Source organism: Sporosarcina sp. UB5 (assembly GCF_050859005.1).
Taxonomy (GTDB): domain Bacteria; phylum Bacillota; class Bacilli; order Bacillales_A; family Planococcaceae; genus Sporosarcina.
The window spans coordinates 2,318,925-2,344,082 of record NZ_CP125984.1 but is presented as its reverse complement, the minus strand read 5'-3'; the positions used below and the strand labels follow the sequence as shown (position 1 = coordinate 2,344,082).

Below are 25,158 nucleotides of genomic sequence, written 5' to 3'. Positions count from 1 at the left end.
CAGGGGGAAGCCGTACAAATCGTCTGTATGAAACAGCCTGCGTTTTTTCACAAGTTGCAATACATTACTTCAAATATATATACCACCATTTCTTCACCGTTTCAGAAATAATTGGGGTATGTTCGAATATCGCTTCCGCCAAAAGTGATTTGCCGATCACTACTTGTATGAAATCAAGTGGCAACATCGCCAACAGATAGAGTACTAGGAATATGAGAATATAAAACTCTATTAATCCTAACACAGCACCTCCGAAACGCGACAGGAAACCTAATATCGGCAAGAACTTCAAGAAATCAAACATAGATGCAAGTAACTGCAACACAAACTTAACTACGATAAATATGACGACAAAAGCGAGCATCCTGTAAAACGTCTGATCCAAATCAAGCTGTTCAACAGTCCAACTTAATTTAGATGCCGCTGTCACCCCTGGGTACGGAATCCATAAAACAAACTTCTCGGACAATGGGATGTAGTATATGTAAGCAATAATTAGCGCGATTATGAAGCCTGTCATATGTATAAGCTGTACGATGAGACCCCGCCTAAATCCGGTGATTAGCCCCCCTATAAAGAGGAGTATAATTAGTAAATCAAGCATATACGACCGTCAACCCTTCAACTTATTCAATTCTTCTTCCAATAGCTCAATACGTTCCTTCAATTTTAAATAATCATGGACACTATTTACAGCAGTGAGGACGGCAATTTTGGAACTGTCCAAATAAGGGTTACGAGAACTAATCTCCCTCATCCTTTCATCGACCATTGAAGCGACGAGCCGGACGTGACTGCTCGTTTCACTACCGACAATCGTATACGTCTGTCCATATATGTCAACCGCAACGCGCGTCTTCTGGTCGTCTATCAATGCTGAAACCCTCCCAAGCAAAAACTTTGTACCAATCATACCATGAAATCGATTTAGTTGAAAAGGGAAGGTGATAGTTTCGATTACAGACGTACTGATTTATTGTACAATATGGAAAGATGGTTTGGGAAAGGACGAAGTATATGAGCCAAAGTGTTCTTCAGCTGGATAAAGAGAAGATAGATAAATTGATGTTGCATTATGCCACCTTTAAAGTTGCTCGAAATGCACCTGGTGTCATCTTTGCGGCAAAATTGTCAGATGCAGCCATAACGGCATATAGGTCGGGGAAAGTGTTGTTTCAAGGTGGTGGTGCACTGCGGGAGGCTGCACTTTGGGGAAGTGTCGATGCACAGCCATCACCTAAAAAACAAAATACGAAAGGCGAAACGTTGCCCGAGCGTTTCTCCGAGTTATCGGTAGTCGGCTCGGATGAAACAGGAACTGGTGACTTCTTCGGTCCCGTTACCGTTGCCGCCTGTTTTGTCAGATCCGACCAAATCGAGCTTGTCGATGAATTAGGTGTCAAAGATTCGAAGCAGTTGAATGATGATTTGATGAGAAGAATTGCACCTGATTTACAGGCAACTCTCGTTCATAGCGTCCTCACGTTAACGAATGAAAAGTATAATGAAGTGCAGGCAAAGGGATGGTCGCAAGGGAAAATAAAGGCATTGCTTCATAATCAGGCATTAAAACATGTTCTTCGAAAAATGAATAGTGAGAAGCCTGATTATATTTTAATTGACCAGTTTGCAGAGCGAGGCATTTATTATAATCATATTAAAAACGAGCCGGAAATCGTGCGGGAAAATGTGTTATTCTCGACGAAAGCGGAAGGACTGCATGTCGCTGTTGCAGCTGCTTCCATTATTGCAAGGGTTGCGTTTTTGGAAGAGATGGATCGATTGAGCAGCATTGCAGGTGTCCAACTTCCTAAAGGTGCAGGACGAGGAGTTGACGAGGCTGCGGCGAGGATTTTATTGAAAAGTGGAGAGACCGCTTTGAAATCGATGACTAAATGGCATTTTGCCAATGCAGAAAAAGCGAAAAAGATTGCAGCGATGAAGCGGTAGATTGCTTTAGGCGCGCGGCCATTAATGAAAAAGACCGCTTATGGAGATTTGCACTCCATAAGCGGTCTTTCGTATTATCCACGAAGCTGTGCGTCTGCTTCTTCAGTTAAAGCTTTTAATACCTTGTCATGTGCCTTGACGACTTCTTCGTCGGTCAATGTACGTTCAGGGTCAAGATATGTTAGCGAGAAAGCAAGAGATTTCTTGCCCTCCTCTACGTTGTCACCTTCGTATAAGTCGAACAGCTTAACTTCTTTCAACAGCTTGCCGCCCGCCTTACGGATAATCGTTTTCAGCATGCCTGCGGAAGTTTCGCTCTCGACAACGAGTGCAATATCACGTGAAATCGATGGGTAACGTGGTACAGGAACATAGAGAAGCTCATCCGTATCAACAGATAGAACTGCCTTAAGATTTAATTCCAATACGTACGTCTCTTTTAAATCACGTTTCTTTTGCTCGGTCGGATGAATTTGACCAATCAAGCCGATTCGCTCCCCGCGTAAGAGAACGTTCGCCGTCCTTCCCGGATGCATGCCATCGATGACCGCTTTCTCAAACGTAACGTCGTCAAGCAAGCCGAGAAGATCCATCATCCCTTCTACGATTCCTTTTACAACGAAGAAATCAACTTTCTTCGTCTCCGCTTGCCAAGCATGATCAAGCCATTTGCCTGTTACTACTGCCGCCAAATGCTCCACTTCACGTGGAAGGCCGTCCTCTTCTTCTCCGAGGAAAACAGAACCTGTTTCGTAAAGGGCTACAGAATCGGTACGACGTGCAACGTTATACGTAGCCGCCTCCAACAGATGAGGGATTAAGCTTTGACGCAGTATGCTCCGATCTTCACTCATCGGCATAAGTAATTCCGTCACCGGTGCCGTTTCCAATGCAAATGCCTGCGCCTGGTCCTTAGACGTCAACGAATACGTAATTGCCTGATAAAGTCCTGCTCCTTCAAGGAATTGGCGGACTATCCGGCGCTTCGACTGATACGGTGTCAATCCACCTGGTGTCGATTCGGATATAGGAAGCGTCTTCGGAATTTCGTCATACCCATACATACGTGCGATTTCTTCGATAATATCTTCTTTAATTTTCAAATCTTGCCTACGAGTTGGCGCATCGATAACGAGCTGACCGTTGATCGCTTCTGTCGGGATACGGAGACGCTCTAATATAGTAAGCATTTCATCCATTGAAATTTTCATGCCGAGGCGGCTATTAATATAGTCTGGTGAAACTGTAATACGTTCAGCCGTTTTATCAAGTTCATCAAAGATGACTGATCCCGCCAGGACTTCACCGCCAGCAAGTTCAGCCATAAGCTGAGCTGCTCGTTCCGCCGCTTCCTGTACTCGGTTCGGATCAACGCCTTTTTCAAAACGTGTACTTGCATCGCTTCGAAGTCCGACGTCTTTTGAAGTGCGACGTACCGATGAAGGAGCGAAATATGCGGATTCGATGACGACTGTTGTTGTGCCATCGTGAACCTCTGAATTCGCCCCACCCATAACACCGGCAAGCGCTACAGGCTCTTTGCCATTCGTAATGACTAGGTTATGCGGTTGCAATTTCCGTTCAACCTCATCCAACGTCGTCATTGTTTCGCCCTCTTCTGCATGACGGACAACGATTTCGCCTGTTTCGAGACGGTCATAGTCAAATGCGTGCAACGGTTGACCGTACTCCATCAAAACGTAATTTGTAATGTCGACAACATTATTATGAGGACGTACACCTGCAGCCATTAAAGCATTTTGCATCCATAACGGTGATTCTGCCACTTTAATATTTTTAACGACTTTCGCGACATACATCGGGTTATCAACAGATGCATCGACGCGGAGCTTCAGTTTATCTTCCGCTTTTTCTTCCGCTTCAGCATACTCAATTTTTGGTAGCGCAATCCCTTGGGATAAAATCGCACTAACTTCATATGCAACGCCTAGCATGCTTAGTGCATCTGAACGATTCGGCGTCAAGTCGAATTCGAGAACTGTATCGTCCAAGCCAAGCAATGGAAGTGCATTTTCTCCAGGTGTTGCATCTTTCGGCAACACATAAATGCCTTCTGCATATGCTTTTGGAACAAGTTTCCCTTCAATTCCAAGCTCTTGTAATGAACAAATCATGCCGTTTGATTGTTCGCCGCGCAGTTTCGCTTTTTTAATTTTCAGCCCACCTGGAAGAACCGCCCCAGGTCGTGCAACGATAACTTTTTGCCCTTGTGCAACATTCGGCGCTCCACAAATGATTTGAGTTGTCTCTTCTCCAACGTCCACTTGGCATATATTCAATTTATCCGCTTCAGGATGCTTTACGCAATCCACTACATGGCCAACGACAATATTCGTCATGCCTTGCGAGCGATCAATAATAGAATCTACTTCGATGCCTGATCGCGTTATTTTTTCTGCTAACTCAGCTCGGTCTATTCCGTTTATATTAACGTACTCATTTAGCCATTTTGTTGATACTAACATGTGATCTCCTCCTTAAGCTTCCGTCCGATGGAATTGTGATATGAAGCGCACATCATTCGTATAGAAATGACGGATATCTTCCACACCATATTTCAGCATCGCAATCCGCTCAGGCCCCATACCGAATGCGAATCCTGTTACGACAGCAGGGTCATAGCCCGCCATCTTCAATACGTTCGGATGCACCATTCCTGCGCCTAAAATTTCAATCCATCCTGTTTTCTTACATACATTACAGCCGTCCCCGCCGCATTTAAAGCATGAGATATCCATTTCTACGGACGGCTCAGTGAATGGGAAGAAGCTAGGACGCAAACGGATTTCACGGTCGGCGCCGAACATTTTCTTCGCAAACAGGTCGAGTGTACCTTTCAAGTCGCTCATTCGGATATCTTCGCCGACGACAAGTCCTTCGATTTGCGTAAATTGATGGGAATGCGTCGCGTCGTCGCTATCCCGGCGGTACACTTTCCCCGGGCAGATGATTTTAATAGCGCCTCCACCTTTTGCCTCCATCGTTCTCGCTTGGACCGGTGAAGTATGTGTGCGAAGAAGAACTTCTTCGGAAATATAAAATGAATCTTGCATATCGCGCGCAGGATGCCCTTTTGGCAAGTTAAGCGCTTCAAAGTTGTAATAATCTTTTTCGACTTCAGGACCTTCAGCAATTTCATAGCCCATGCTAATGAAGAAGTCTTCAATCTCTTCAACAACACGTGTAAGCGGATGGTGGTTGCCAGTTGGAACCGGACGGCCAGGCAATGTGACATCGATCGCCTCTTTTTCCAGTTGCGCATTAATTGCTTCTTCTTCCAGCTTCGTCATTTTCGCTTCGAGTGATTCTGTTACTGCTTCACGGATAACATTGACAAGAGCGCCCATTTTAGGACGTTCTTCAGCTGGAAGTTTTCCCATCCCTTTTAATAAATCAGTAATGGGACCTTTCTTGCCGAGGTAAGCGACACGGACGTCATTCAATTCCTTGACGGTCGTCGCTTCTTGAATTTTCGTCAACGCTTCTTCTTTCAATTGCTGCAATTGTTGCTCCATTGTCAGTTCTCCTTTCAAAATAAAAAATCCCCGCCCCTAAAAAAGGGACGAGGACGAGTTCGCGGTACCACCCTGATTATTATACGCATAACGCATAATCACTTCATTTGGAATAACGGCCCTCTACCGGCACGCCTTTACAGTTTGCACTGGTCCTAGCGGCAGCTCGCGGGGTGAACTTCAACAATGTTTCGCCTATCCGCGCTCTCAGTCAAGGCGCCGATTTCCTGTCGGTTGCATACTGTTTACTCTTCCCGGTCATCACTTTTCGAAAGTTATTTACACTTTACTATACCCGATTTCGTTACGTACATCAACTTGGACATCATTGTTTTCCGTACGTGTAAAGCAAGATTCCGGCGGCAATGGCGACATTCAATGATTCTGCTTTACCGTACAATGGAATTTTTACAATATCGTCCGCTTTTGATAAATATTCATCTGATACTCCGCTACCTTCATTTCCGACGATGAGCGCAAATTCATTCAACGGACCGACATTGTAATGATCGACAGCATTTTGCAAACCTGTTCCGATAATTTTAATGCCTGCAGACTTCGCGCGTTCAATCCAATCACCAAGTTCTCCTCTTACAACCGGGATATGGAAATGCGAACCTTGACCGGAGCGAACCGTTTTAGGATTGAACGGATCCGCCGAACCTTTTCCGAGAATAACAGCATCCATCCCTGCAGCATCTGCCGTCCGGATCATCGTTCCGATATTCCCTGGATCTTGGACAGCATCGATGAATAAGAGCTTTTTCCATTTAGCAGCTTCGTCATCCGTATGTCCCGGCTGACGACAATGCGCGAAAATCCCTTGAGATTGCTCCGTCTCGACGAGCTCTTTTGCAACTGCTTTTGTCACTTGAATTAGTTGAAGATTATCGGTCTTCCAACTTGCAGGTACTTCAAGATCCTCCCTAATTATTAAGTGAAGAATGGTCCCTTCCGTCTTTAATGCCTCCTCGACGAGGTGGAAGCCTTCAACGATGAATTCTTCGGATTTATCCCGATCTTTTTTAGAGGTAGTTAGCTTTTTCCAATGTTTTACGAGTGCATTCTGAGTTGATTCGATTCTTTTCATATATTGTGCGACATCCTTTTTCTTTTAGTGTAACAAATGTCCGTATAGTTGGCGATCAATGTGTCCAAAATGAAGTTAGGAGGATGATATGATGGATTTTCAAATTCGAGACGCCATAACTGCTAATATGACGAATAACTCGGCGACCGATATTCGAAATGTCGTTGAGGATGCGTTACAGCGAGGCGAAGAGCATTTATTGCCAGGTTTAGGTGTATTTTTTGAAAAGCTGTGGGTGAATGCCGATGAACAGGAAAAAACAAAAATCACCGGCGAACTTGCACAAGCATTCTCTGCAGGTTAATAATGGAACGTTAAAGCCACTCTTATCGGAGTGGCTTTTAACGTCAGCCTGTTGACAAACGCTCGCATCCGTTGTTGCTCGTGTCGCTCGTCCGCTCATGAACTATAGTTCTATTCGCGTCTTCGCTCCACTTCGCGCCTAGGCTGACAAGCGTTTTCAATCAGGCTGAAGAGTATCGTGCATAAACGACTACAGCAAAGTTGCCAATACAGCCTTTTGGGCATGTAATCGATTTTCTGCTTGCTGGAATACATATGAATTTGGTCCATCGATAACTGAAGTTGCAACTTCTTCTTCACGATGTGCAGGTAAACAATGTAAAAACATATAATCGTTTTTCGCATTGGAAACGAGCTCGTCATTTATTTGGAACCCTTTGAACGCTTCAAGTCTGACAGCTGCCTCTTCTTCCTGTCCCATACTCGTCCAGACGTCCGTATAGACGACATCCGAATCTTTTACTGCTTCTACCGGATCATTTGTCTGCATGACGGATCCGCCATTCGCCGCTGCAATCTTTTGGGCTTTTTCAAAAAGGATTGGGTCGAATTCAAATCCTACCGGGGTTGCAACCGCTACGTGCATTCCCATATGCGCCGCACCGATAACTAATGAATGGGCAACATTATTTCCATCGCCGACATAGGCAAGTTTTTTGCCGACTAACTCTCCTTTTACTTCAATTATCGTCAATAAATCCGCAAGCGCTTGACACGGATGGAACATATCAGTCAGTCCATTGATAACAGGGATCGATGAATGCTTCGCTAGTTCCTTTACCATTTCATGTGAATTTGCACGAATCATAACCGCATCTAAGTACCCGGACAATACATTTCCAGTATCATATACAGACTCTCCACGGCCGATTTGTAGATCCTTTGCGTTCATGAACATCGCATGGCCGCCAAGCTGGATCATCCCGACTTCAAAGGAAATTCTAGTACGCGTAGAATGTTTTTCAAAAATCATACCAAGTGTCTTTCCTTGCAATATGGGGGGAAGCTTCCCTGCTTTCGTATCCACCTTTAACTGTAAAGCCTTTTGCAATAAATAATCGATTTCTTCACTCGTATAGTCTAATAATGTTAAAAGATCACGGCCTTTTAGCTGGCTTTCAATTTTATTGATCGGCTTAACTGTGGATATATGCATTTTCACCAAAATGATCATCTCCATCCTAAATTTTTATTGTATAAATTATTATATGACTGTATATTTATAAAGTCAATTGAATTATTATTAGTTTGGAAATAAATTTTACTCAGGATGAATCCTGACTTTCACAGTATCCACAACGCTTTCTAGAGATTTTCCCAATATGCATTTATACACGAATGAATGTATAAAAAAAGACCGCACCTACAAATAGGCACGGTCTCAAACTATAGACAAACACCCTGAATTTCCGGGTTTGCCTACAGTCTTTTTCTTTTAAAATAGAGATAAAGCTAAAAGTGTTGATTTCCGCTGCGAGCGGACGCTTTCCGCGGGCACGGCTTCAGCCAATCGAACAGCGAAGGGTTCGATTTGCCGTATTTCTGCGCCTTTTGCAGAAATTAAGGCAGCTACAATCTGCTCGTAACGCTTCGCTTTTACTCGCAAAAGCCGTTCTTCGTGACGGCTTTCGCTCAGTCCAGGGTCTTCAGCTCGTGCTGTTCCCGCAGGAGTCGCCGCTCTCCGCTCCAATCAACGGTGTTTCCTAATTAAATGAATGAAGTGATGGATATGATGTAGAAGAATCAAATTAATGAACGCGAACAGTTGGAAATGCTTACAATAGAACAGTTGGTTCCTCAGGACCATCTGGTTCGCAAACTGGATGCGGCCCTTGATTTCTCCTTCATCTATCCATTAGTTGAAGATCTACAGAAAGATGATTCAACGGCATATCTGGCAGGACTATTTGGATGTAGCTGAGGACTTGCGACACAACCATGAAATCAAGGAAATATACGGAAAACACAAAGAGACGATCGAGCGCGTCTTTGCTGATGCAAAAGAAAAGCATGGCATGCGGTAGACAACCCTCCAGGGACTTAAAAAAATGTCCATGCAGGCGATGTTAACTTTTGCTGCCATAAATTTTGAAGAAGCTGACCAGTTGGACGTGGAGAGCGCCGGCTATGGAGGCTGAAATGATACCCCTGTCTTAAAGGATTTCCAGTTGATTGGAGTACAGGGCGGCGACTCCTGGGGGATCAGCGCAGCGTGAAGACCCCGCAGGAGCGAAGCGACGAGGAGGCTGAGGGCAAGCCCCCCGGAAAGCGTCCGCCCGGAACGGAAATCAACGTTATTTCAGTCTACTGACAGTTAAAATGTACATGTTTAAGCAAAAGGGTTGGAAATCATAGATTTCCAACCCTTTTGTCTACAGTCTGCGACCGCACCTACAAATAGGCACGGTCTAGCTTTCAATTATTCAAAAATGATTTTATCGACTGTTTCGCGGTCAAGCTTTTTAATCACTTCTACAATCAATTTCACTGCGTTTTCATAATCATCCCGGTGTAACATTGCCGCATGGGAATGGATATAACGTGTTGCGATGCAAATGGCTAGTGACGGCACACCGTTCCCACTCACATGGATTGAACCCGCATCAGTTCCTCCGCCCGGAATCGCTTCGAATTGGTACGGAATGCCATGTTCTTCTGCCGTATCGACGACGAGGTCACGCAATCCTTTATGGGAGACCATCGATGCATCGTAAAGAAGGATTTGTGGTCCATCTCCCATTTTGCTCGTCGATTCCTTCGAAGTGACACCAGGTGTATCTCCTGCAACACCGACGTCAACAGCAAAACCGATGTCCGGTTTCACTTTCGCAGCAGCCGTTTTTGCGCCACGCAAGCCAATTTCCTCTTGTACTGCTCCGACTCCAAAAACGATATTCGGGTGTTGCTCATCTTTCAACGCTTTCATAACGTCAATTGCAATCGCACAACCAATTCGGTTGTCCCATGCTTTTGCAAGCAAGTATTTGTCATTGTTCATCACTGTGAATTCAAAATACGGAACGATCATATCGCCTGGTAAAACGCCCCATTCCATCGCTTCTTCCTTTGAAGTCGCTCCAATATCGATGAACATATCTTTAATATCAACCGGCTTTTTCCGAGCTTCTGGAGAAAGGATATGTGGAGGTTTCGAGCCGATGACGCCCGTCACTGTATCCCCTTTGCGCGTTACGATCGTGACACGTTGAGCAAGCATGACTTGCGACCACCATCCACCAACTGGTTGGAAGGAAATGAAGCCTTTATCATCAATTTTTGTCACCATGAAACCGACTTCGTCTAAATGGCCTGCCACCATCACTTTCGGTCCATTACCATCGCCGCTCTTTTTGGCAATTAACGATCCAAGTCCATCGTATTCAATTTCATCTGCATAAGGCTCAATATATTTCTTCATAACTTCACGCGGTTCACGCTCATTCCCCGGAATGCCCTTCGCGTCGGTTAAATCTTTCAACATGATCAATGTATCATCTAGTTTCGACATTTATTTCGCCCTCCTAAATAAAAACTACAAATTCAGTATAGATGAAAGATGGCAACAATGGAAGTTCTTTCACGATCACAACATTTCTTTACGAAGTTGCGCTGGAGTTTTTGGTGAAAGCAGTCCTGGCGCGACATCGAATACTGTTTTTGCGCCAATTTCCCCTTTGTTACTCAATCGATAAGCGGCCCGTGCATAAGCAACGAGAACACTCGATGTGAATTCAGGGTTGCTATCCAATGTTAATGAAAACTCCATTACTTGGTTGTTCGCATTACCGGTTTTGCCGCTCCGGATAACAAAACCGCCATGCGGCATCGCGCTATGCTCTTCTTTTAATTGCTGTTCAGTTATGAAGTGTACTGTCGTATCATAATCTGCAAAGTAGTTAGGCATCGTTACGATAGCACGCTCCACTTCAGCTTTGTCGGCACCTTCTTCAAGCACTACATAGCATTCGCGCGTATGCTTTTCACGTGTGCCTAGCTCTGGCTGTGATCCGTTACGCACCTTCTCGACAGCCGCTTCAACAGGGATTGTATATTGAACAGCACCTTTGACTCCTTCGATCCTTCTTACGGCATCTGAATGTCCTTGGCTTAACCCTTTCCCCCAGAACGTGTATGTTGCCCCTTCAGGAAGGATTGATTCACCGTATAATCGATTGATGGAAAATAACCCCGGGTCCCATCCGACGGAAATGATGGCCGTTTTCCCATTCATTTTAGCCGATTCATCAACAGCTTCGAAGTATTCGGGAATCTTCGCATGCGTATCAAAGCTATCGACGGTATTGAACAACTTTGAAAGTGCTGGTCCTTGTTCAGGAAGGTCGTCTTTTGAGCCTCCGCATAAAATTAAAACATCCATATCATCCACATAGTTTTCAATTTCGTTCAAACGTAAAACAGGCGTATCACTATTCACTTTTAAGTCGCCTGGCTCTCTTCGGGTAAAGACCCCTTTAAGCTCCATATCATCGTTTTGGGCAATTGCCGACTCTACCCCTTTTCCCAAGTTACCGTATCCTACAATTCCAATTTTAATTTTCTCAACCATCTAATCAGCCCTCTCTTATAAAAGTATTCTTTCATTTTATCGCTTCGCCATTCTGATTACGAATATTTTTGTTCACAAGTTGTCCTTTTGCCTATTTTCGCATTCATGGTAAAGTAGACTATGATTCAACTTAATTGAAATGAGGATTTTACATGCGCGCTTTCGTTTATGTTATCGTCTTTTTTTCTTTCTTTGATTTATTCTCGCAACTACCAATTATGAGCCCTTTTGCATTATCATTAGGCGCTTCATCCTTTATGACAGGGTTGGCAGTCGGGATGTATTCATTTTCCAATACGATTGGGAATGTTATTTCTGGATTCATGACGGACCGTAGAGGACCATTCGTCATTTTACTTATCGGACTATTCGCCTCAGGCATTTCCCTTCTTCTTTATTCATTCGCATCGGACCCTGTATCCCTTCTAGGGATTCGCTTCGTCCACGGTTTTATGGAAGGGCTTATCGTTCCTGCTGCATTTACCTTCCTCGCCAATCGTGCCGAAGAGTCAAAGAGAGGTCGAAGTGTGGCAATTTCTGGTGCGTTTGTTGGAATGGCGGCAATTATTGGGCCTGCTTACAGCGGAATTGTCGCCTCAAAAACAGGAGCTCCTTTTATTATGACCGTGAATGGCATCATCATGTTCATACTTGCGATTTCCGCGTTTTTCCTATTACGCTCCTTTTCTATTGTGAAAAAGAATAAGAGTAAACAGGTGAAACATTTTAGGGTCCGATATTTGTTCAAACATCCCGGCATAGTCCGTGCATTTGCAGGTGCCTTTTTCCTTATGTTTTCCCAAGGTGTATTAGCTTTAGTCTTGCCTTTAAAAGTTGAAGCTCTTGGATTCGATACGAAAGTTACGGGTATGTTGCTCAGTACGTTCGGTCTCGTTGCGATCCTAATTTTCCTATTGCCGATTAACCGTATTTTTGATAAAGTCCGTCCAATGATTACATTAGCTTTCGGCATTTCAATGATGGGAATTAGCATGCTGTTTCTCAGTCAAGTTACTGAGTTGCAGTTTCTATACTTGGCAATGATATTATACGGAATAGGGTTTGCATTCCTCTTCCCATCAATCAACTCCTTGCTCATCGACTCATCATCCCCGGATTTCCGTGGGAAAGCTTACGGCTATTTCTATGCATTCTTTTCAATCGGTGTCGTCGCAGGCTCCAGTCTCATCGGCTATTTAGATTTGACATTTAAAGGCGGGTTTACGCTTACAGGAATTATCCTATTGAGTGTTGCAATCTATACAATTCTGGGAATGAAAAGAAGTCTACTATTGACAGAAGAACCGCGATAGGTTAAAGTTTTACACGAAATGAATAACCCTGTTCGGGAGAGGTTCATAGCGACCCTCTATAAAAAACTATGGATGACGGAAATGAGCCATGTCCATTAAGCGACATGGCTTTTCTTTTTTTCGTATTCACTATGGACCCTCCCTGACAAAAAATGATCATGGAGGTTTTTTAATTGGCCGGAAGAGATGAAAACACATTAACGGATTTAACATTGCTTGGGAATCAAAACACAAAATATGCCTATACGTATGATCCTTCCATTTTGGAATCGGTCGATAATTTGCATACAGAGCGAGATTTTTTCGTCAAATTCAACTGTCCTGAATTCACGTCGCTTTGCCCGATGACAGGACAGCCGGATTTCGCAACAATGTACATTAGTTTCATCCCGGATAAAAAATTGGTGGAGAGTAAATCATTGAAACTGTATTTATTCAGCTTCCGCAATCATGGTGATTTCCACGAGGACTGTGTCAACATCATTATGAATGATTTGATAAAGCTGATGGATCCACGCTATATCGAAGTGTGGGGCAAGTTCACTCCGCGTGGGGGTCTTTCCATCGATCCTTATTGTAACTATGGAAAACCTGGAACGAAATACGAAAAAATGGCGGAACATCGTTTAATGAACCATGACATGTACCCGGAAAAAATCGATAACCGTTAAGGAGGAAACAATGAAATGCGCTATTATTTAAGCGGGATTTTTGTCGGGCTTTTACTATTATCAAATATCGTTGCAGTTAAACTGATAAGTCTCGGTAGCTGGATCGTCATTCCAGCGGCGGCAATTATTTATGTATGCACGTATCCGATTTTAGACGTACTAACAGAAGCGTATGGAAAGGAAGCTGCTAGGAAAACGGTACAAACAGGATTCATCGCTCAGCTTTTCGCGATTGCCTTCATCTGGATTGCCATCCAATTGCCCGCAGCCCCTTTCTATGAACATCAAGAAGCATTTGAAACGATTTTCACTGCGGGATTCCGCGTGACAATTGCAAGTTTAGTTGCATACCTCATTAGCCAAAACTTAGATGTTACCTTATTCGACAAATTGAAAAGAAAGCACGGTACGAAAAAATTATGGGTACGGAATAATGTATCCACGATGGCTAGTCAACTCGTCGATACGACGATTTTCATTACAATCGCTTTTGCAGGAACGATGCCGATTGGCGTATTGTTAGGAATGATCGCAAGCCAATACATTTTCAAGTTCACTATTGCCGTTTTAGATACTCCGATTGTTTATTTGCTTGTTGCTTTATGTAGGAAAAAGGAGCCTGAAATTACGAGCGAGGCAGTATCGTTGCAAAGTTGAATGTTCGAGCGAGAACTTTATCGTCCGAATTGAACAATAAAAAAACAGGTGGAGGATGTCGCGGCTTCGCGACCCTTCACCTGTTTTCATATACTCAAATCGTTTGAGCGGTAAATGATTTGATTTCCTCCATGAAAGCTTCACCGTATCTTTCCAACTTCGCCGCCCCGACTCCGTTCACTTCTAAAAACGCTTCTTCTGTAACCGGCATTTTCGCTGCCATGTCACGCAACGTCTTATCTGAAAAGACGACAAATGGCGGAACGCCCGCTTCTTGGGCAAGTTTCATGCGCAGTGCCCGCAGCTGATTAAATAGCGGATCGTCTTTAGCAATCTGCTTCGTTTCGACAGTTCCTTTTCGATAAACCTTCACGTTTCCTTTTAGTACGTCCTTCCCTTGTTCAGTTACATAAATGATTGGGAATTGGCCGTTTTCTACTCCAAGGTAGTTCTCGGAAATAATAAATTCGATGAAATCGGAAACGTCTTTCGCATTTCGTCCTTTCATGAGACCATATGTCGTCAACTTATTAAAACCGAACTCGAGCACTTTTTTATTACGCGAGCCTGTAAGAACTTGCGCAATCATTGTTTTCCCGAAACGTTGACCCATACGGATAACACAGGACAGCACCTTTTGTACGTCAACCGTCACTTCAAAACGTTCTCGAGTATCCGTACAGTTTGCGCAACGTCCGCAATCCTGAACGTCCTTCTCACCGAAATACGAAATGATGAACTTTTGGAGACATGATTCCGTATGGCAGTAGTCAATCATCGACTGAAGCTTCTCAAGCTCCGCTGGAATACGTTGTTGATCCTGCGATTGGTCAATGAGGAAGCGTTGCGTGATCACATCTTGCGAGGAGAACAAGAGCGTACATTCACTATCCAATCCATCCCTTCCTGCACGGCCCGCCTCCTGATAATAACTTTCCATATTTTTCGGCATTTGATAATGAATAACATATCGAATATTGCTTTTATCGATCCCCATTCCAAATGCATTCGTCGCTACCATGACTGTTGCCTCATCCATAAGGAACCGATCCTGTTCTGATTGCCGGATACTATCCGATAATCCTGCATGATACTTTGCGACAGCAATCCCGCTCCGTTCAAGCGTCGCATGAATCTGATCGACCGCTTTCCGTGTAGCGGCATAAATAATTCCAGCTTCCCCTTCGTTTTTCCTAACATACTCTTTAACGAACTTATCCCTATCCTGCCCTTTAATGACAGAGAAAGTTAGATTAGTTCTTTCAAAGCCTGTCATAACTGTATGTTCCGGTCCAATGTGCAATTGGTCGCAAATATCATCGCGGACATCAGGCGTTGCTGTTGCTGTCAATGCTAAGACGACCGGTTTTTGTTCGAATGAGGATATAACTTTACTCATCATCCGATAACTTGGTCTAAAATCGTGTCCCCATTGTGAAATACAGTGTGCCTCGTCAATTGCAATCATCGGGATATTCATTTTGCTAATTTGTTGAATGAATGCAGGAGATTCGAAGCGTTCCGGAGCTACGTAGAGCAAACGGTACATTCCCTCCAATGCATTTTCAACCGTTCCGAAATATTCTTCAGTCGACAATGTACTGTTAATGTATGCTGCTTGTATGCCAATTTGATGAAGGGCATCTACTTGGTCCTTCATTAAAGAAATTAACGGGGATACGACGAGGACCGTACCTTCCATTACCATTGCAGGAACTTGGTAACAAATAGATTTTCCGCCGCCAGTCGGCATGACACAAAGCGTATCTTTTCCGTCTAACACATTTCGTATAGCTTGTTCCTGGCCTGTACGGAAGGAAGAAAATCCGAAATAGGAAGATAATACGGATGTTGCTTTTTCGATTGGAATCACCTCTGTTAATATGTATTGAAAAAAGCACCTCAATATCGGCGCTTTTTCACCTTTAAGTCACCCTCTTAGTTTGATGCTTTTCTATAGAATAACAGACATTCGGACAAGTCTCCAATCGATAGTCACATTAGTTTTAAATGAAGATTCTGAGTGAAACAATGATGACAATTTTTATTTTTTCTTAATCTTTCATCTACACACCAGAGTACTGATGAATAAACAGTTGCTGGAATTAAAAAGTACCAATCAAAACCATTAAAGTCAGTGAAAATAAACCTAGATTCAGTAATTAAAACAAATAAAACAACGAAACTGATGGCAAAGAATAAATGGGTTACTAATGAGGCATACATTCTTTTCTTGCCCTTAAACCTCTTATTTATTTGATCGGATAACATTGTTACAGGAATTCCAAAGAATAATACAACTGGGGCAGCAAAAATAAGTACAAATAACATTAAAGCTGGTACCTCGGTTATGTCACTCCCTTCTACAATCATATAACATAAACCAATAATAGGAGTGGAAATTATTATAGTCAAAACAAACGACAACATTTTCCTTTTGACCATTTTAGCACCTCCCTGTCGCATTTAATAATTCCTTTGTTAATCAACTAAACTGCCACGTTAGTTGAAGAACTTCATTTCTCAATATTTAATTTATTTTAACATAGATTTCTCATCTTCCTTCTATATTTTTCCTTCCAATATCCAATTAGCAAGTATTTTAACAACGGAATTAACAAAGGCAAATAAATTTATGCGCTGCTGCTAATTCCCGCCAATTGTGGTACCAATTCTTTTATGTAAAGCATCCAAATGTTAATGCAACAACAAAAATAGGGACACCAATTCATATGCGAATTGTCCCCAAATGCTGTGTTTTTTATTGTTTTCTCCCTATCAACCGAACCTGTTACAATTGGGAAAATTCTTTTTTATTACCTTCGCCGATATGCTTATTAGAGTGAAGACCGAAACACAATCGCTCCACTATAGCACATTTGAACTTGCGAAAAAACAAATATTCGTTAGGTCTGTTTGTCATATTCATTTATATTTAGGAGCAAAACCTAAAAGAAGAAGTCGCACTCACAATGGAGAACGACTTCAAAAAAGTTAATGCCAAAAGTATGCCAGCAGGCTTACAAACCGCATCATATCAACATATACGGAGACGAGAAGATTTGAACCCCCGCGGCGCGTGAACGCCCTAGCTGATTTCGAGTCAGCCCCCTTCAGCCAATCGAACCACGTAGAGTTCGATTTGCCGTATTTCTGCGTTTTTTGCAGAAATTAAGGCATCGTAAATAGTTGTCTAACTTAGTTTATACTTTTGCAATTCGGATATTACTCACCATCGCCAAACCAAGAACAACCTTTAAAATGACGAAAAATTGTGGCCCAATATAAGGACTCAGAAAGTAAGACAATGTCAACACGACACCAGCTGCAGTAATAGGCACTCCGTAAAAGGAACCGTCAAATTCCCTTACGTTAAAGCGCGCGAGACGAATCGCTCCAGCGGCGATATAAAAAACAGTTGCCGCAATTCCTACCCATAGCATAGCCGATAAATCCGTCATATAAATTAACAGCGCTGGAGCTACTCCGAATGATACGATGTCACTTAATGAATCCAATTCCTTGCCGAACAACGACTCGGATTGAAAATGTCGTGCGACCAAACCGTCAAACCGATCGAAAAGAGCAGCAAGGAAAATGAAAGCTAAACTCATATGGCCAAGATCCCGCGCTATTAATATGATTGCGATGACCCCAAAACTTAAGTTTGTAATTGTAATTGCATTCGCCAATTGCCCTTTTATTTTCGTATAATCAAAGTATCTGGATAAAAACATGACAACACCTCCTGTATTAATCAACCATTTTAAAGTATTGGAGACTGATAGCATGAAAAAAATGTTATTCAACCGATTCGTTGAACTTGGAGGGCATCCCCTGTCCTCCGCCCTCTTAAAAACAATTGCACGTTCACGTTTAAGCCGGAAGTTAATAAAACCGTTTGCAACGACATACCGTATTAACGAAGATGAAGCCGAATTTCCAATCGACTATTATAGTACCCTTCAAGCTTATTTTACGCGTAATTTGAAAAAGGGTTCACGGCCAATTAACTTAAATTCAAGCACATTAATTTCGCCGGTTGACGGTGTCGTTACCGAGTACGGGATAATTGATATGAATCAGACGATTATGATAAAGAACCATTTCTATAGTATAAATGAGATTTTAGGAGATGAGAAGATAGCAATTCCATATAAGGAAGGTTTCTTTTATATTTTTTATTTATCCCCTAGCCATTATCATCATTTCCATTATCCATATGACGGGGAGCTTGTATCGAGGTATGCACTCGGAACTACTTCCTTTCCGGTAAATGATCTCGGCTTACGGCTAGGCAACAAACCATTCGCAACAAATTACCGAATCATTTCTGAACTTTCGACGGCTCATGGAAGAATGGCAATTATTAAAGTAGGAGCGTTGAATGTTAACAGTATCCAAATTTCAAACTCGTCCACTGCTTGCACAAAAGGAGAAGAGTTCGGCTTCTTTTCATTTGGATCGACCGTCATATTATTTTTGGAACATAACGAATCATTTCGTCCGACCATTCCAGTGAATTCCGAAGTAAAAATGGGTCAGTCGGTTGGAGAATGGGTGAAGTAATCCCACCGAGAGGAGTTAACTTCACAAAAATTTCACACTCTTCTATTCCTTCAGTCGAGTATAGTAATATTCACTAGATATTAATTATTTATCTGTAATAATTATAAATAACATGGATACTATAGTAAATATATGCTATATTTATAGGGAAGATAGCAGACAATTCATTTAAGGAGGCATTATCAATGACAAACAATGATAATCATTCTCAAAAGAAATTGACGACCGCTGCCGGCGCTCCCGTAGTGGACAACCAAAACTCGATGACTGCAGGTCCTAGAGGCCCCATCCTTTTACAGGATGTTTGGTTGATTGAAAAGCTTGCACATTTCGACCGTGAAGTCATACCAGAACGACGTATGCATGCGAAAGGATCAGGCGCGTATGGAACGTTCACGGTGACGAATGATATTACCCAATATACGAGAGCGAAGATTTTCTCTGAAGTTGGGAAAAAGACTGATATGTTTGCCCGCTTTTCAACAGTCGCCGGAGAACGCGGTGCTGCTGATGCTGAACGAGATATCCGAGGTTTCGCACTTAAATTTTATACGGAAGAAGGTAACTGGGATCTTGTCGGAAACAATACACCGGTTTTCTTCTTTAGAGACCCGCTCCATTTCCCTGATTTAAACCATGCCGTCAAAAGGGATCCACGCACGAACATGCGTAGTGCGACAAACAACTGGGATTTTTGGACTTCCCTCCCTGAAGCATTACATCAAATTACTATTGTTATGAGTGACCGAGGAATTCCGAAGTCATACCGTCATATGCATGGCTTCGGTAGCCATACGTACAGCATGATCAATGCAAATAATGAGCGCGTATGGGTAAAGTTCCATTTCCGTTCTCAACAAGGAATTGAAAATTTAACAGATGAACAAGCAACTGAATTAATCGGGACGGATCGTGAATCACACCAACGTGACTTAATGGAGAATATTGATAATGGCAACTTCCCGAAGTGGAAAATGTACATCCAAGTGATGACAGAAGAACAAGCTCTCAATATGCCGTATAACCCGTTCGATTTGACGAAGGTTTGGCCTAAGGGCGACTTCCCTCTTATTGAGGTCGGTGAGTTCGAATTAAATCGCAATCCAGAAAACTATTTTGCTGAAGTGGAACAGTCGGCTTTCACACCAGCAGCAATCGTACCTGGCATCGGCTTTTCACCTGATAAAATGTTGCAAGCAAGACTGTTTTCTTACGGTGATGCGCAACGCTACCGTCTAGGAGTTAACCATCACCAAATTCCGGTCAACGCACCAAGATGCCCAGTCCATAGCTTCCATCGGGACGGTGCGATGCGAGTGGACGGCAACTACGGAAGCAGAACTTCGTATGAACCAAACCGTTACGGGGAATGGAAAGAACAGCCCGACTTCAAAGAGCCACCACTTAAAATCTATGACGACGCAGCGCATTGGGATTTCCGTGAAGATGACGACGACTATTTCACACAGCCAGGCAAATTGTTCAACTTGATGAGCGATGAACAAAAAGAAGTATTGTTCGGCAACACCGCTCGCAATATGGGTGATGCACCGAATGAAATTAAATACCGTCATATTCGCCATTGCTACCAAGCAGATCCTGCATACGGAGAAGGTGTTGCCGCTGCACTCGGCATTTCAATGGATGATGTATTGGCTAAACAAGAAACTACAAGTAAATAATAAAATGCCAACGGAAGGATTTTTCCTTTCGTTGGCATTTTTTCTTGCCGAAAAATGATAAGTAGTAATGGCCGAAAAATCTTTCCGCCACCAGATTGAATAAATCATCCAATCACTCCATATCCTAGCTTGTAAAGTGAATCTCAGGAGTGATACGTATGGAATCAGCAAAGGTACTACAAACATCTAAAGACCGGTTAGTAAATACATGTTTCCTTCTATTTTGTTTATGCATGATTGACGCGATATTTACAGATTTCGGCATCCGTCAAGGGCATATTAAAGAAGCAAATCCATTCGTATATTCTGTATACGACATGAACGTCATCGCATTCTATTTACTAAAGGCAAGTCTACCAATTCTACTATTTGTACTCATGCATTATATGAAACCATCGTTTCTCGTCAGAAATATTCTCGTTGTTGCACTTGTCATCTATACATTAGTCATCTTCATCCATATATCATGGATCATTATAGTAGCCGCATTCATTTAGTCGATGGGCTAGTCGCATTGAATATATTTGCAACAATTAAACCGGTCAGAAGAGCGATAACGCTCATGACAAATGGCGTCCCGCTTTCCGGAATACCAGGATAAATAACAAATACTGAACCGATAATTAATCCAATTATAATGGCAAACATAGCATGAGTGAATTTAGCCATAAGGAAATGGATTGCCTTACTGCTTACAATGAAGCCAACAATGACCCCAGCACCAATGACGATAATAATTGGAAGATTCAATGTAGAAAGTGCGTTAATAGCTGTTGCATAAACACCTAATAATAGCAAAATGAATGAACCGCTCACCCCAGGCAAAAGCATAGCCATACTGCCAAGCCACCCTGCAAAAAATAAACCAAATGTATTTTGCATCGTTAACGATGTAATGACGCTCGTTTCTGCTGGTTTAATGAAGGCTGTAGATGCTAACGCAGCACCGACCGCAAGCAACAGGAGGAAATGGCCGATTTTAAAATTCTTTCTAACACCCGCCTGCCTCGCTATATAAGGAACGACTCCGATAATTAATCCTAAAAAGAAAAATTGGGTCGGCTTTGGATAATCTTTCAACAAAAAGTCAATAACCCTGCTAAATAGCACTAATGTTAAGCCAATTCCTATTCCTAATGGCAATAAAAAACCAATATGTTTTTTCCAATCACGGCTGAAAAAACCGCTAATTGCTAATAATAATCGATCATATATGCCAAGAATGAATGCAATTGTTCCTCCGCTCACTCCTGGAATCAAGTCGCTAATTCCCATAAGGAATCCACGATAAATGTTCTTCCATTCCATTCTGCAGTTCCTCCAATATCTTTTCAATGATAGTAGTATACCATTTACTGTTGGCCATGAGTCATATTAAATACAATCTGAAGTTTTTCACTCTCCAAAAAACATCTAAAATAAAAACACGCTTGGGTAGTGGAACACATGCCCAAGCGTGAAACATTTTATTAAATAGCAGACTTTTCTTCAGCGCGTTTTTTTGCAATCGCTTCAATTCTTTTGTCGAATTCTTCAACTGTTAAATTTTGTTCAACAAAATAACGGTTGCGTGGATGTGTGCGGCATTCGTCCGAACAGCTGCGCATATAAAAATGCTCATTTTCTTCAGAGCACAAAATTTTCGCATTGCATTCAGGGTTAGCACAGTTCACATATCGTTCGCATGGCGTTCCGTCGAAATGATCACGTCCAACGACAACATGTTCAACCTGATTGATTGGAACCGCAATCCTCTCATCGAATACGTAGCATTGCCCGTCCCAAAGTTGTCCTTTCGCTACAGGATCCTTTCCGTACGTGACAATACCACCTTCAAGATGAGCAACATCTTCAAAGCCTTCACGCTTCATCCAACCGGTGAACTTTTCACATCTAATACCACCAGTGCAGTATGCAAGTATTTTCTTGCCTTCAAACTGCTCTTTGTTTTCCTGAATCCATTTTGGAAGGTCCCGGAATGTCTCAACATCAGGTCGAATAGCGCCTCTAAAATGACCAAGATCATACTCGTAATCATTTCTCGTATCCAAGACGACTGTGTTTTCATCCTGCATCCGTTCCAGGAATTGTTCAGGCTTCAAGTACTCGCCCGTTAATTCCAATGGGTTAATGTCTTCCTCAAGGCTCAGGTTGACAATTTCCTTCCGATGGCGCACGTGCATTTTCTTGAACGCATGTCCATCTGTTTCATCAATTTTGAACCAAAGATCTTTAAAACGCTCATCGCTATGCATTTTTTCCATGTATGCATCTGTCTGTTCGACAGTTCCAGAACATGTGCCGTTAATGCCTTCTTCACCGACAAGTATGCGACCTTTCAATCCAAGTTCCTTACAAAAAGCTAAATGTTCGGCAGCAAATGCTTCCGGGTCTTCAATGTGTACGTATTTGTAGTACAACAATACCCGATATGCTCCTTTTTCCATTTCCTCGACCACCTTCTGTTTGTTTTCTTTGCAATAGAAATAACAGCCCTGATCGGTTTTTACAATATCCGATTGTAAACACACAACTGCTTGCCCGTAATATGCAAGTTCCGGGCATTTGAAAGTATAACATAAAATCAGTTAATCAAAAAGCAATTTTCATTCAACTCCCTATATGTAAACTTCATACCAATTGCCCTTATTTACCTATCCCAAATGATTACATAACTGTAGTATACTACTAGTAAATACATTCGACATTTTTCCCGATTCTTCGAAACTATCCACGGTGTTACTCCGTCTAACTTTACAGGAAGATCAGTCTGGAAGTTTAACAGAATTGTGCTATACAAAATCGTAAAGGAGCCTCGCAACATGAAAAGAAAGCGTCAAAAATCACGTTCCATTTGGATCGACATCACATTTTCCATAGCTATTATCCTCTTAACAATGAGTGCGATCTACCTCATTTTCATGACGGAGATTGGCCTATCCACTTCAAAATCTTCTACTAAGGAGACGACGGGAGCAGGAGCCCCTGTTGAAACAGAACAAATAGATTCAAATTATCCAGGCATTAAAATCATTACAAAAACATCAAACGATAAAAGAGCTCCATTCGCCATCCAATATCCGCAAAGTATACATAACGAATTCAATATGGAAGTAAAGAACTATATCGATCACGTTCAAACTACATATCTAGCTACAATGATGGAAGAACATCAAATCGATGAAAAAACGACAGGCGAATTGAATATCTCTTACGAAACACTACCGCATGTATCAGGAAACTATTCCTTCGTCTTTTTGAACAGTAGTATCTTTAGTGATAAAGATGTTGGCAAAATGGAAATCCGTTCGTTCCACTTAAATCCCGAAACCGGTGAAAGCTTTTCTATTAGGGACTTGTTCGAAGGTGATTTCCTTCGTTTACAAACACTTTCCTCGCTCGTCCGTCTTGCAATTCAAAACGATGATTCATTAAAAGGACACCTTTTCCAACAAGAAATGGAAAGATTTACAGAACCTCTTTGGATGAACTACAGAAACTTCGCCATTACGGATGATGCACTTATTATTTATTTTGACGAAAATACGATAGCGGATCGTATCGTCGGCCCCCCTATCATCTCTCTGTCTAGCGATCTTGTTCAAGACCTTTTAGCTTCCGAGTTCAAGCCAAAAGATAATGATGATGCAATTGAAATTCCAGATATTGGTTCGGTAGGAGTATCAACCGAAGAAAAAGGCGATAAAAACTTCGGAGAAACACCGACTCATTCGGATGCAATAAACGATGAACAAACTGAAACTACACCTCCTGCTAAAACCGAGAGAAAAAAAGTTGCATTAACATTTGACGATGGTCCGGATCCGAAAGTAACGAGACAAATTTTAGAAACTCTTCAAAAACACAATGCAAAAGCAACCTTTTTCATGCTAGGTAGCCGTGTCGAATATTATCCTGACATCGTTAATGAAATGATAGAAGCCGGCCATGAATTAGGCAACCATACTTGGACGCACGCAGACTTGACAAAACTCGGGCCCGAACGAATTGCTAAAGAAATTGAAAAAACGTCCGCGATTATCGAAGAAGTATCTGGACAAAAAGTCGAAGCATTTAGACCACCCTACGGTGCTGTCAATACAACTGTCCACAATATGACAGGTTTGCCGATTATTTTATGGGATGTCGACACACTCGATTGGAAGTATCGCGATCCAGCCAGGTTACTTCGAGTAGTGAAGGAGCATGTGAAAGATGGAAGCATTGTATTAATGCATGACATTCATCAATCGACTGCCGATGGGCTCGAATCGGTTCTCACCTATTTGAAAAATGAAGGCTATGATTTTGTCACAGTCGCTGAGTTGGAAAATACATCCCCTTGAACTTTTTGTTCAGGGGATTTTTTCGTTATAAGTACAATTTAACTCGAATTTCTGTTATAATGGTATTAGAACAGAATGGAGGGAATACGATGTTCATTCAAATCGAACCGTCTTCAGAAATACCGATATATACACAATTAGCGAATCAATTGGTTGAACTAATTGCTACAGGAGCATTGAAGCCTTCGGAAGCATTGCCTTCCGTCCGATCCCTCGCAGCCGACCTTGGCGTCAATATGCACACAGTGAATAAAGCGTATCATGAGCTTGAACGGAAAAACATCATTGAAATCATCCCGAAGTCAGGCGCAATTATTAATTCAATATCCGCAAAAGGTCCGAGTGAAATGCAACAAGACCTCATAAAACAGCATCTGAAACCACTCATTGCAGAGTCAATTGTGTATGGAATGAACAAGGAACAGATTTTATCACTCGCATCATCAATTATTTCGGAAATTACGGAGGGATGAA

24 protein-coding genes, 1 pseudogene and 1 riboswitch are annotated in these 25,158 nt (G+C 42.3%); of the genes and pseudogenes, 11 read left to right on the top strand and 14 right to left on the bottom strand.

What is annotated here, in order from left to right; genetic code table 11:
* Positions 1-64: 64 nt before the first annotated feature.
* Together QM454_RS11825 and zapA are read right to left on the bottom strand one after the other, a co-directional pair.
* Positions 65-604, bottom strand: a complete 540-nt coding sequence (locus QM454_RS11825) for a CvpA family protein (protein WP_432358283.1) — start codon at positions 602-604, stop codon at positions 65-67.
* 9 nt (positions 605-613) lie between these two features.
* Entirely contained in the window at positions 614-874 is a 261-nt protein-coding gene (zapA, locus tag QM454_RS11820; protein ID WP_432358280.1) for a cell division protein ZapA, read from the bottom strand.
* Between the two features lie 143 nt (positions 875-1,017).
* Between zapA and rnhC the strand changes: the two genes are divergently transcribed.
* The gene (gene rnhC, locus QM454_RS11815; RefSeq protein ID WP_432358277.1) at positions 1,018-1,950 is read left to right on the top strand and encodes a ribonuclease HIII; all 933 of its coding nucleotides are present in this window, start codon (positions 1,018-1,020) and stop codon (positions 1,948-1,950) included.
* A 74-nt stretch (positions 1,951-2,024) separates the two neighbouring features.
* Here rnhC and pheT read toward each other — a convergent pair whose 3' ends face one another.
* The 3 genes from pheT to QM454_RS11800 all read right to left on the bottom strand — a co-directional run bounded on the left by pheT (position 2,025) and on the right by QM454_RS11800 (position 6,576).
* Positions 2,025-4,436: a phenylalanine--tRNA ligase subunit beta gene (pheT, locus tag QM454_RS11810; RefSeq protein WP_432358274.1), complete on the bottom strand. Its 2,412-nt coding sequence runs from the start codon at positions 4,434-4,436 to the stop codon at positions 2,025-2,027.
* A gap of 12 nt (positions 4,437-4,448) precedes the next feature.
* On the bottom strand, positions 4,449-5,486 hold the full coding sequence (pheS, locus tag QM454_RS11805) for a phenylalanine--tRNA ligase subunit alpha (RefSeq protein ID WP_432358272.1): 1,038 nt from the start codon (positions 5,484-5,486) through the stop codon (positions 4,449-4,451).
* 325 nt (positions 5,487-5,811) lie between these two features.
* Entirely contained in the window at positions 5,812-6,576 is a 765-nt protein-coding gene (locus tag QM454_RS11800) for a TrmH family RNA methyltransferase (RefSeq protein ID WP_432358269.1), read from the bottom strand.
* Between the two features lie 91 nt (positions 6,577-6,667).
* Here QM454_RS11800 and sspI point away from each other — a divergent pair, with 91 nt between their 5' ends.
* Positions 6,668-6,880 carry a small acid-soluble spore protein SspI gene (sspI, locus tag QM454_RS11795; RefSeq protein WP_432358266.1) on the top strand — a complete coding sequence of 71 codons (213 nt, stop codon included), beginning with the start codon at positions 6,668-6,670 and terminating at the stop codon, positions 6,878-6,880.
* A gap of 189 nt (positions 6,881-7,069) precedes the next feature.
* Here the strand turns inward: sspI and argF are convergent, their stop codons facing one another.
* Both argF and QM454_RS11785 read right to left on the bottom strand, forming a co-directional pair.
* On the bottom strand, positions 7,070-8,035 hold the full coding sequence (argF, locus tag QM454_RS11790) for an ornithine carbamoyltransferase (protein ID WP_432363981.1): 966 nt from the start codon (positions 8,033-8,035) through the stop codon (positions 7,070-7,072).
* Positions 8,036-8,314: 279 nt separating this feature from the next.
* The gene (locus QM454_RS11785) at positions 8,315-8,569 is read right to left on the bottom strand and encodes a hypothetical protein (protein WP_432358263.1); all 255 of its coding nucleotides are present in this window, start codon (positions 8,567-8,569) and stop codon (positions 8,315-8,317) included.
* A 172-nt stretch (positions 8,570-8,741) separates the two neighbouring features.
* On the opposite strand from QM454_RS11785, the pseudogene QM454_RS11780 reads away from it, so the two are divergent.
* A pseudogene (locus QM454_RS11780) lies at positions 8,742-9,036 on the top strand (transposase); the annotation flags it as partial.
* Between the two features lie 262 nt (positions 9,037-9,298).
* Here QM454_RS11780 and QM454_RS11775 read toward each other — a convergent pair.
* A complete protein-coding gene (locus tag QM454_RS11775; protein ID WP_432358260.1) occupies positions 9,299-10,387 on the bottom strand; it encodes a M42 family metallopeptidase in 1,089 nt (362 codons plus the stop codon).
* A gap of 75 nt (positions 10,388-10,462) precedes the next feature.
* On the bottom strand, positions 10,463-11,446 hold the full coding sequence (locus QM454_RS11770; RefSeq protein WP_432358257.1) for a diaminopimelate dehydrogenase: 984 nt from the start codon (positions 11,444-11,446) through the stop codon (positions 10,463-10,465).
* 152 nt (positions 11,447-11,598) lie between these two features.
* Here QM454_RS11770 and QM454_RS11765 point away from each other — a divergent pair, with 152 nt between their 5' ends.
* The 3 genes from QM454_RS11765 to QM454_RS11755 all read left to right on the top strand — a co-directional run bounded on the left by QM454_RS11765 (position 11,599) and on the right by QM454_RS11755 (position 14,087).
* On the top strand, positions 11,599-12,759 hold the full coding sequence (locus QM454_RS11765) for an MFS transporter (RefSeq protein WP_432358254.1): 1,161 nt from the start codon (positions 11,599-11,601) through the stop codon (positions 12,757-12,759).
* 32 nt (positions 12,760-12,791) lie between these two features.
* Positions 12,792-12,835: riboswitch (PreQ1 riboswitch) on the top strand.
* Positions 12,836-12,932: 97 nt separating this feature from the next.
* Positions 12,933-13,430: a preQ(1) synthase gene (gene queF / locus QM454_RS11760; protein ID WP_432358252.1), complete on the top strand. Its 498-nt coding sequence runs from the start codon at positions 12,933-12,935 to the stop codon at positions 13,428-13,430.
* A gap of 15 nt (positions 13,431-13,445) precedes the next feature.
* A complete protein-coding gene (locus QM454_RS11755) occupies positions 13,446-14,087 on the top strand; it encodes a queuosine precursor transporter (protein ID WP_432358249.1) in 642 nt (213 codons plus the stop codon).
* A 94-nt stretch (positions 14,088-14,181) separates the two neighbouring features.
* Here QM454_RS11755 and recQ read toward each other — a convergent pair whose 3' ends face one another.
* The 3 genes from recQ to pssA form a co-directional block, all read right to left on the bottom strand.
* A complete protein-coding gene (gene recQ / locus QM454_RS11750) occupies positions 14,182-15,993 on the bottom strand; it encodes a DNA helicase RecQ (protein WP_432358246.1) in 1,812 nt (603 codons plus the stop codon).
* A gap of 89 nt (positions 15,994-16,082) precedes the next feature.
* Positions 16,083-16,532: a hypothetical protein gene (locus QM454_RS11745; RefSeq protein ID WP_432358244.1), complete on the bottom strand. Its 450-nt coding sequence runs from the start codon at positions 16,530-16,532 to the stop codon at positions 16,083-16,085.
* Positions 16,533-17,290: 758 nt separating this feature from the next.
* The gene (gene pssA, locus QM454_RS11740) at positions 17,291-17,824 is read right to left on the bottom strand and encodes a CDP-diacylglycerol--serine O-phosphatidyltransferase (RefSeq protein WP_432358241.1); all 534 of its coding nucleotides are present in this window, start codon (positions 17,822-17,824) and stop codon (positions 17,291-17,293) included.
* Between the two features lie 52 nt (positions 17,825-17,876).
* Here pssA and asd point away from each other — a divergent pair, with 52 nt between their 5' ends.
* The 3 genes from asd (at position 17,877) to QM454_RS11725 (ending at position 20,835) form a co-directional block, all read left to right on the top strand.
* Positions 17,877-18,656, top strand: coding sequence for an archaetidylserine decarboxylase (gene asd / locus QM454_RS11735; protein ID WP_432358239.1), 780 nt, complete (start codon positions 17,877-17,879; stop codon positions 18,654-18,656).
* Between the two features lie 185 nt (positions 18,657-18,841).
* The gene (locus QM454_RS11730; RefSeq protein WP_432358237.1) at positions 18,842-20,338 is read left to right on the top strand and encodes a catalase; all 1,497 of its coding nucleotides are present in this window, start codon (positions 18,842-18,844) and stop codon (positions 20,336-20,338) included.
* A gap of 158 nt (positions 20,339-20,496) precedes the next feature.
* On the top strand, positions 20,497-20,835 hold the full coding sequence (locus QM454_RS11725) for a DUF5658 family protein (protein WP_432358234.1): 339 nt from the start codon (positions 20,497-20,499) through the stop codon (positions 20,833-20,835).
* On the opposite strand, the gene QM454_RS11720 is transcribed toward QM454_RS11725, so the two are convergent.
* Positions 20,828-21,646 carry a DUF368 domain-containing protein gene (locus QM454_RS11720; RefSeq protein ID WP_432358232.1) on the bottom strand — a complete coding sequence of 273 codons (819 nt, stop codon included), beginning with the start codon at positions 21,644-21,646 and terminating at the stop codon, positions 20,828-20,830. The genes QM454_RS11725 and QM454_RS11720 overlap by 8 nt on opposite strands.
* A gap of 161 nt (positions 21,647-21,807) precedes the next feature.
* Positions 21,808-22,785, bottom strand: a complete 978-nt coding sequence (locus QM454_RS11715; protein ID WP_432358229.1) for a rhodanese-related sulfurtransferase — start codon at positions 22,783-22,785, stop codon at positions 21,808-21,810.
* Between the two features lie 375 nt (positions 22,786-23,160).
* Here QM454_RS11715 and QM454_RS11710 point away from each other — a divergent pair, with 375 nt between their 5' ends.
* Both QM454_RS11710 and QM454_RS11705 read left to right on the top strand, forming a co-directional pair.
* A complete protein-coding gene (locus QM454_RS11710; protein WP_432358227.1) occupies positions 23,161-24,684 on the top strand; it encodes a polysaccharide deacetylase family protein in 1,524 nt (507 codons plus the stop codon).
* Positions 24,685-24,773: 89 nt separating this feature from the next.
* Positions 24,774-25,157, top strand: a complete 384-nt coding sequence (locus QM454_RS11705; RefSeq protein ID WP_432358224.1) for a GntR family transcriptional regulator — start codon at positions 24,774-24,776, stop codon at positions 25,155-25,157.
* Position 25,158: the final 1 nt, after the last annotated feature.